The organism is Candidatus Polarisedimenticolia bacterium (assembly GCA_036001465.1).
Taxonomy (GTDB): domain Bacteria; phylum Acidobacteriota; class Polarisedimenticolia; order Gp22-AA2; family Gp22-AA2; genus Gp22-AA3.
In genome coordinates this window covers 50,899-60,253 of the sequence record DASYUH010000084.1, presented here as the reverse complement: position 1 = coordinate 60,253, position 9,355 = coordinate 50,899, and the positions used below count along the sequence as shown (strand labels likewise).

4 protein-coding genes are annotated in these 9,355 nt (G+C 67.9%); all 4 read right to left on the bottom strand.

Annotated elements, in window-relative coordinates:
- Nucleotides 1-312 (bottom strand): lipid-binding SYLF domain-containing protein (locus VGV60_15250; protein ID HEV8702629.1); only part of this gene is annotated, 312 nt, incomplete at its 3' end.
- Nucleotides 313-530: 218 nt separating this feature from the next.
- Entirely contained in the window at nt 531-2,375 is a 1,845-nt protein-coding gene (locus VGV60_15245; GenBank protein HEV8702628.1) for an ABC transporter ATP-binding protein/permease, read from the bottom strand.
- 138 nt (nt 2,376-2,513) lie between these two features.
- Entirely contained in the window at nt 2,514-3,620 is a 1,107-nt protein-coding gene (locus VGV60_15240; protein ID HEV8702627.1) for a hypothetical protein, read from the bottom strand.
- Nucleotides 3,621-4,491: 871 nt separating this feature from the next.
- On the bottom strand, nt 4,492-9,117 hold the full coding sequence (locus tag VGV60_15235) for a hypothetical protein (protein ID HEV8702626.1): 4,626 nt from the start codon (nt 9,115-9,117) through the stop codon (nt 4,492-4,494).
- Nucleotides 9,118-9,355: the final 238 nt, after the last annotated feature.

Below are 9,355 nucleotides of genomic sequence, written 5' to 3'. Positions count from 1 at the left end.
CCACCCCACGCTCCCCGCGCCGAGGCTGAAGAACGCGGGTGCGCCCATCCCGCCGCTCTTCTCGCGACAGGTGAAGACGCCGTGACCGAACTCGCCGCCCACGACGAAGGCCCCCTTCTTGATGCCGGGGAAGACCCCGATACACTCCGCCCGTTCGAGCAACTCCCTCGGGATCCCCCTGTCCGGCGCGCTGACGCTCATCGAGAGGACCTCTTCCGCCGATCGAAGGACCTTGACCTGATATCCGTCCCCCGCCGCCGCCAAGGGCGTGGCGACGAGAAACGCGACCACCGCTGTCAGAAGATTCCGCATCGTCGTCTCCTTTCTCGCTCTCACCTCGAGCGCTGGCCGGAGCCGCTCGCTCTTAGATAGGCAAGGCCCATGCCAATCCAGAGTGGATCGAGGTTAATCGTTCAGAGGCAACACTTCGGCGAGGAATTCCGGCCGCGAGCGACGTCGCGAGCCGGTCGATCCCGTCCACTCACGTGGACGATACGAGCCTCTCCGAGTATTCGGCCTGGCTCCCGCGGCTACCGGCGCACCAGAGGCTCGATGCCGGCGGCGCGCTCCTGTTGCTGCAGCTTCCACATGCGGGCGTAGTGGCCTTCGGCGCCGAGCAGCTCGGCGTGGCTGCCGCGCTCGACGATGCGGCCGGCGTCCATGACCAGGATCTGGTCGGCGCCCATCACCGTCGACAACCGGTGCGCGATCACCAGCGTCGTGCGCCCGATCTGGATGCGGTCCAGCTCCGCCTGGATCGCCTTCTCCGACTCGGAGTCCAGCGCCGAGGTGGCCTCGTCGAAGATCAGCATGGCCGGATTCTTCAGGAGCGCGCGGGCGATCGCCACGCGCTGCTTCTCGCCGCCGGAAAGCTTCAGGCCACGCTCCCCCACCTGCGTCTCGTAGCCGTCCGGAAGCGCGACGACGAAGTCGTGGATGTGGGCGGAGCGGGCGACGGCCTCGACCTCGTCCCGGGTCGCGTCCGTCCGGCCGTACTGGATGTTGTAGAAGATCGTGTCGTTGAAGAGGACGGTGTCCTGGGGGACGATGCCGATGGCGGCGCGCACCGAGGCCTGCGTCAGCTCGCGCACATCGCGGCCGTCGATCCGGATGTGCCCGCCGTCGACGTCGTAGAAGCGGTACAGCAGCCGCGCCAGAGTCGACTTGCCGGAGCCCGAGTGGCCCACGACGGCGACGGTCCCGCCGGGGGGAATCTCGAAATCCACCCCCTGCAGTATGTGCCGGCGCGGATCGTATCCGAAGCGCACCTCCTCGAAGCGCACCCGCGGACGGTGGGCGACCAGGGGAACGGCGCCGGGCGCGTCCTGGATGTCCGGTCGCTCGTCGAGAAGACGGAACAGCCGCTCCATGTTCGTCAGCGACTGCGTGACCTCGCGGTACATCATCCCCAGGAAGAACAGCGGCGAGGAGAGCTGCAGCAGATAGGCGTTGACCATCACCAGGTCGCCGACGGTCAGCGTCCCGGCGACGACGCCGGCGGCGGCGCGCCACATCATCGCGGTGACGCCGACCGCGACCACGACGGTCTGGCCGAGGTTGAGCACCGCGAGGCTCTTGTACGACATGACCGTCGTGTCCTCGAGGCGGCGGAGGTTCTCGTCGTAGCGGGCGGTCTCGTGGGCTTCGTTGTTGAAGTACTTGACGGTCTCGTAGTTGAGGAGTGAATCGACGGCGCGCTCGTTGGCGCGCGTGTCGGCCTCGACGGCGGCCCGGTAGAACCGATTCCGCCACTCCGTGACGGAAAAGGTCCATGTCCCGTAGACGGTGAGCGTGGCCAGGATGATCAGGGCGAAGCCCCAGTCGCAGGTCCAGACCACGACGCCTGTGACCAGCAGGACCTCCAGCGCGGTCGGCAGGATGGTGTACAGCGTCCAATCGAGCAGATCGGAGATCGCCGTGCTGCCGCGCTCGACGTCGCGGGCCACGCCGCCCGTGCGCCGGTCGAGATGAAATTTGAGGCTCAGCCCGTGCAGGTGGCGGAAGACCTTGACGGTGATCTGCCGCGAGGCGCGCGCCATCACCCGGGCGAACACGACCTGCCGGAGCTCGGTGAACATCGAGACGCCGATGCGTGCGGCGCCGTAGGCCAGGAGCAGCGCCACCGGCAACAGCGCCGGGCGCGGCGCGACGCCGAGGATGTCGACGATCCTCTTGAGCGCGATAGGAACGAGCAGGTTCGCCAGCTTGGCGCCCAGGATGAGGCCGAGCGCGAGAACGATGCGGCCGACGTAGGGGCGAAGATAGGGGACGAGCTCGCGGACCACGGCGAGGCCGCCGCGGCCCCCGGCGGCTCGCGCCACCGGTGTGGCGCCGTGGCCGCTCGGCTCGGCTGGAGTGGAGCTCTCGTCCGTCATGTCGCGGACTATGTATCACATCGGCGGGGGCGTCGTGCAGGAGTCAGGCGTTGCGCCAGGAGTGTGTCGGCGACACAGCACGGGCGGCGCACGCCACCGGAGGCAGTGGGGGCGCGCGCCGCCCGGAGGCGTACGGGTTCAGCCGCCGATCGAGAGCACGACCTCCTTGCCCTTGAAGATGTCCGGGTCGAGGATCACCACCCGGGCGCTGCTGAAGTCCTCGGCGGTTTCGATGGAGAAGTCCCGGCCTTCCTGAAAGACCGGCGGCAGCAATCGCACCGAGCGAATCTGGTCGAGGCCGTAGCTCTGCGGGATGAGGTCGATGTTGTTCCCCGCCCTCAGATCCAGCGACTCGTCGAATTGAACCCCCTGCACGTCCTGCAGGCGCTTCAGCACCGGGCTCAACACCCCCTGGCCCCTCAGACTCACATCGCTGGCGGCGTGGTAGAAGAGGCTGTTCTGCCGGGTGGCGAGATCGCTCTCGAGCTCAGTCTTGACGCGCTCGAGGTTCGCGGCTTCCGCCTGGGCCGTGTCCCGCTCCCTGATGAGCTTGCGCTGGTTGGCCCGACGGACCCGGATCGGCGTCTGGCCGGCATCCCCCTGCGTCACGTAGGTGCGGAAGGTGTCCTGCTGGGGATCATAGAAGAACCAGACCTTGTTGCCCGCCAGCAGCTCGTCGGTCTGATCGACCTGGCTCAGCAGCGACTTGGCCTTGGCCTCGTCCAGGCTGGCCTCGCCGGTCAGGTAGGCCATCGCAAGCAGCTCGTGCCTGTCGCCGCGCTTCGCCACGACGAACTTGTCGGGCAGGCTCTGCTCGAGGTGCGCCACCTTCTCCTGCAGCTCCCGGATGCTGTCCCGGTCCGCGATGATTTTCTGCAGGAGCGCCTTGTACGAGATGTCCTTCTCCTGCTCGACGAGCGCGTTGAGGACATCCCGCTGCTCGGGGTTCAGATCCTGGGTGAAGATTTCGCTGAACTGGAGCGTCCGCTCCCCCGGCTTGCGAGAGGCGTTGAAGACTTCGATCCGTTTCATCATGGTGCCCGAGGTCTTGTCGATCTCGGTTCGATCTTCCTGGAGCTGACTCAGCAGCTCATCGGTGGTCTTTGCCGAGCCCGGCCCCGGTCTCGCGCAACCGAGCGCTCCGAAACCGATCGTGGCGACGATCGCCACGGCCACGAGGCCCGCGCGCGCCATGCCGGCCGGACACTTCCCACCGTCGGTCAGGATGGTTCTTCTGTGGTTCATGACGCCTCCAGCGGTTCACGTCCCGCAATAGATCGTTTTGTATGAGCCAGATAGCAGGATTTGTGCCACTCGTCGCCGCCGGACGCTGAGGCCACAGCCGGCGTCGACCTGTGAGCACTCTCACGCGCAACGTACCGCTGCGCAAGCGGTTGCATGCAAAGGAGTCCGGCGCGCCGCGACTGGATCCCCGCACGCCCGCCCTGCGATTGCCGCCCGACGGGCGCCGCGAAGCGAGTGTCGGCTTCACAGTACGCCTGTCGTCCGCCATAGATGACAGCGGCGGAGTCCATCCACTCCGTGAGGGGATCATTTTCTGCGCCCTCGCTTTCACCGCTTCCTCCGCCGCGCCGCCTCCCGGCTTTGACACGGAAACTCTGTGGAGCGGATTCGACGGCTGGCCGTGGACGCATTCGGCAACAACCAAATCGTGTGGGCCGAGGGAACCGGCATTATCACCGGCGGAGGAAGCTGGTACACGAGGACTTTTTGCCGAGGAAGTCGAGTTGGATGGCTTCGTAGCCTCGCGGGCGCGGGGACCCGCCCATGTTCCGTCGGCCGATCACCCGGACAAGGCGAAATCGAAGCCGAATTCGAAGGCACAGGCACCCTCAACCTGAGAACGGACGACCTCAAGCCCGGCCGTTTCGTCCTGACAGTCCTGATGCCCAACGGCCAGGACGTCGCTGGCGGCTCGTCCTGCGATCCTCCCAATCAGGGAACGTTCGAATTCATCCAGGCAGACAGCCGCCGGTCTGCTCGTTGCCGCTCGAGTCCCTACCCCCAGCTGCCCTTGTGTGGAGTCAGAGCGCGAACGAGATCGTAGCGCGAGTCCCGCGCCTTCCTGTTGGAGACGGACGGAGCCCCCGCGCCTTTACGGCGGCGTCGGACAGGCGAGCGTGTTCGGCACGACGAATCCCGACGAGGCGCGGTGCAGGATGCTCTCGCCGCAGAAGTTCTCTCCTGTCACCAGGTAGTACCACGCCGTGCCGAGAGGCGGGATGCCGCGGTCGGTGCACACCAGGGGCCCGTCGCCGAAGACGTTGTCGCTCTCGAAGCAGGCCTGATCGTACGGCGAGGCGGGAAGGCGGCTGCCGAGCAGGGTGCGCGGGATCGTGCCGCGGTACGTGTTCCAGAGCGCGGCGTCCGGCGTCGCCAGCCATCTCAGGGTGAGCGCGTCGGAGAACAGGGCGTCGCCGACTTCCTGCGGCTGCACCGGCGTGGCGACGCAGCCCGATAGCGGATTGCACGAGTCGATGGTGCAGGCGACGCCGTCGTCGCAAACGCGGGCGCCGCCCCCGGCGCAAACCGGCAGCCCCGCCGGGTCGAGCACGCAGTGGTCGTTCACGGTGCAGGCATTGCGGTCGTCGCAGGTCGCGCCGGTCAGCGGCGCGTAGAGGCAGGCGCCATTGTTGCCGTTGCACGAGTCGCGCGTGCAGGCGTTGCCGTCGTCGCAGTCGAGCGGCTCGTTCAGGCAGACGCCGGTGCGCGCGTCGCAGCGATCGACGGTGCACAGGTTCCCGTCGGCGCACTTCGGCTGGCCGCGGCAGACGATCCCGCCCGTGGCGGTGTCGGAGACACAGGTCTCGCTCTGGGTGCACAGGTTCCCGTCGTTGCAGGTCGCTCCCGGCGTCGGCGTGAAGAGGCAGGCGCCGTTGCGCGGATCGCAGGTGTCGCGCGTGCACGGATTGGCGTCGAGGCAGACGATCGGCTTGAACAGGCACACCCCCGTCGAGGGCTCGCAGCGATCGGCGGTGCACAGGTCGTTGTCGTTGCACACGATCGGCTTGCCGCACGTTCCCGCCTGGCAGGTGCGCCCTTCCGTGCAGGGGTTGTTGTCCTCGCAGATCGTGCCGTCCGGCTCGAACACCGTGAGGCACTGATTGCGCGTCAGATCGCAGAAGTTGCGCGCGCACGGATTGACGCTGGCGCAGTCGGCATCGGAGAAGCACATCTCCTCCGGCCCGAGGTAGAAGCCGACGCGCGGATCGTTGACGCACACCTGGACCGTGGAGGGGAGGACGGTGACCACCGCGTCGCCGTGGCGCACGACGTCGCGCGGATTGCGCGCCGCCGGGCATTGCGGGTGCGGTCCCGGGATCCCCTGCGTCTGGAAGACGTTCTGCGTCTTCTGCGCGATGATGCCCGCGGTGTCGCCCGCGGCGGTCGGCACCCGCACGGCGCAGGCGCCGAGGCTCGATCCCTCGACGATCGTCACGTCGCCCCCGGCGGCGCCTCCGGCGACGGTCTCGAAGCGGATCTTGCCGATCGACACCTGTCCGTTGATCGCCGTGCCGAGGTGATCGAGGCGGAAGCAGAGGCCGGTCGTCTGCCCCGGCGCGGCGTGCACGGCGGGGAAGACCTGGCTGCCGGTGACGCCCGGCACGTTCAGGCCGAGCGTGGCGGGGAGCGGGAACTCGTCCTCCACCTTCGCCACGTCCTTTCCCGTGTCGACGAAGGCGCTCACCGTGGCGCCGGCGCACGTCGCATCGGCGTTCAGCGCGTCGCGCGCGTCGCTCAGCACCTTGCCGGCCGTGCTCGCTCCCTGGAACGGCACGTTGATGCGGCAGAGCGAGCGGGTGCTGCCGTTTCCCACCTGCACGCTGGCGATCACGTCGAACGATCCGAGAACCGGCGCCGCCTCGGTCCCTCCGGCGAACTTGCCGAGTCCGGCCGCCGGCGAGGTGCCGGATGCCGGCGTCGTCGCCGACTCGGACGCGGGCGCGCCACCCGGCGGAAGTGACGCCAGGGCGCCGGCGTCACCGTCGAGGCCGAGCAGCGACAGGAGCGCGGAGGGGGGCTCGGCGAGCGTCGGGCAGCCGTTGATGTTGTGGAAGCCCACCTGTCCTGCGCAGTTCACCAGCACGGCGCTGAGCGGGTTCCCCGCCTGGTTGCACTCGGAGATGTCCGCGCCTCCGACGCAGCTGTCCCCCTGCGGCGTGTTCAGGCAGGCCCAGGCGACCTCGTGGTCCTCCCACCACGAATTCTTGTCGGTGACGAGGACGCCGTCCTCCACGGAGATGTTGCCGCCGTTCGCGTCGACCGTGCCGGAGGCGCACACCGAGCCGTCGTGCCGGATGACGTACATGGTGCACGGCGTCCCGTCGGGGACGAGGAAGTTGTGGCCGTACATCGGCACGTCCCAGATCATGCCGTTCACCCACCCCTCGTAGTTGCTCAGGAACGGGCGGCTGAGGACGAAGGCGGAGCGGCCGTGCGTCGCGGCATAGATCCGGCCGCGATCGTCATCGATCGAGAACTGGAAGACAGGCACTTCCTTCGGCATGCCGGCGTTGACGCGGAACCAGCTCCCGCCGGAGTTCTCGCTCTTGAACACGCCGCGGTCGGTGCCCAGCCACAGACGTCCCGGATCGTCCGGCTCGATGGCGATGGTGTTCGCCGGAATGCCGTTCAGGGCCGAGGTGGACGCCGTCTTCGACCACGATCCGCCGCCGGTCGTCGTCTTGTACGTATGCATCCCCGATGAGAAGCCGGAGAGCGTCAGGTAGGCAGTGTCCTGCTGCGTCGGGTGGACGGCGATCCAGGTGACCGGCTCGCCGGAGAGGCCGGTCGTCTTCTCCGGCCAGCACGACTGCTGGGTGCAGGCGCTGTCGGTGACGAAGACATCGCCGCCGTAGTAGCCGAGATAGATCCGCTCCTGGTTGCCCGGCGCCACGCCGATCGCCGTGATCACGTCCTGGCCGCCGTAGATCTCCGGCTGCGCCGAGTTGCTCAGCACGGGGCTGATCGCCGTCCAGGTGTCGCCGTCGTTGTCGCTCATGTAGAGCCGGTTGGTGCCGAAATAGAGACGATGGTCCGGCCCGGGCCCCTGCACGAACGGCGGATAGAAGGCGCGCGGCTCCGTCGGCGCGATTGTCCCGGCGATGTTCTCCCAGACGGTGCCGCCGTCCGTCGAGCGCAGCGGCTCGAAGGTCTTGATGACGTTGTTCCCCTGCTCGTGGCTCGTGTTCGAGGTGATGTACATCCACATGGCGTCGTCGGCGTCCATGATCGAGTAGCCGCCGTCGCCGCAGCAGTTGAGCTGGTCCCACTGCCTCGTGCCGGTCCATAGCGAGCCGCCGTTGTCCTGCGCCCCGCCGAGGAGGCGATCGCTGAGAGCGGACGAGCCGATCCCCTGGAACTGCGTGATCTGCAGATCGTCGTTCGCCGGTGTCCAGGACGATCCGGAGTCGGTCGAGTAGGAGAATCCGCCGTCCGAGACCTCATAGGCGACGTTGGCGTCGGTGGCGTGGAAGAGGATCTGCCGGTGATCAAGATGCGTCGTGCCGACGATCGTGTTGGTGTCGCTGTCGCTGAACGTGATCCCGCCGTTGTCCGAGGCGCACAGGTGCAGGCCGCCCAAGAAGACGGTGTCGGGATCGGACGGGTGCACGGCCAGGCCGTGCGTGTAGCGCGAGTACACGGCGGGGCAGCCGATGGTGTCGTCGGGGTTGGCCGCGCCGTCGCTCTTCAGATCCCACAGCTGGCCGCCGTTCGTCGAGCGCATCACCGTCGGCGTGCAGGCGTCGAAGAGCGGCTCGGGACAGTGACCGAGCGTGACGTAGATCGTCTGCGGGTCGCCGCGGTAGAGCGCGATCTCCACGTGATCGAAGCCGGCGCCGTTGACGCTCGGCATGTCGCCGGTCGTGCCGGCGCACACCGTCTCGCCGGTGCCGTCGCTGAAGGGACACCAGCTGGCGCCGCCGTCGCTGCTCTTGAAAACACCGCGCTCGGCGAAGCCGGCGTACAGGATGTCGTTCTGCTGGTCGAGCTCGAGATCCGTGGGCTTCGCCCCCACGGCGCCGGGGACGGTCAGCTTCGCCCAGGTCTGGCCGTTGTCGCTCGACTTGTAGATGCCGTAGCCGCCGGGCGCGGGCTCGGGCGCGGTGACGGTTGACTCCGAGGCGGAGGCGGTCACGCCGCTCGACAGCGTGATGTAGATCACCTGGCTCTGTCCCGACGTGTCCTCGTCGAGCACGACGTTGAAGATCGAGCCGTGCGTGAAGTCGTAGAGCGGGCCGCCGTCACGCAGGTCCCAGTCGACGCCCGGGACCGTCCCCGACGCGAGCGTGCCGACCATCAGCCCGCCGCCGTAGTAGGTGTTGCGGCGGATCGCGTTCTCGCCCGTCCCGGCGTAGATGGTGTCGCAGCCGTTCACGTCGCAGCCGGCCAGCGCCAGGGCGCCGATCGCCATGAACCGCTCATGGTCCGACATCGCGCGCCACGTCGTGCCGAGATCGGTCGTGTGCCAGACGCCGCCGTTCGCCGTACCGACCCAGACGTCGGAAGAGTCGAAGGGATTCGCTGCGATCGCCGAGGCACGCCCGGCCCACCCTCCGGTGAAGAACTGTCCCGGGCTCGCGAGCGGCGCCGGGCCGATCGGCAACCAGTCGGTCCCTTCGATGACGTCTCCGAGAGCGAGGTGGCCGGAAGCGGAGCAAACAAGGACCAGGGCAGCGATCAGGGCGGAAGTCCTGACCGCGCTGGGCGATTTGCGCATGGGTCACCTCGTGCCGTGGCGGAACGCGGCGTCGTGGCGGGAGCGGTCGGGCGCGATCGATCCCGCACGTTGGTGCGACTGTTCAGGTGAACCCGCTTTTATCCGAAGTTGGATGCGATGTCAATGCAAGAAGAAGAGGTCGCGAAGACCTCTTCCCGGGCACCGGAAGCGGTCCGCCTGAAGGAAGCGGAGCTCGAGACTGAAGACCGGTCTCCAACTTCATCGAGTTCATCGCGGA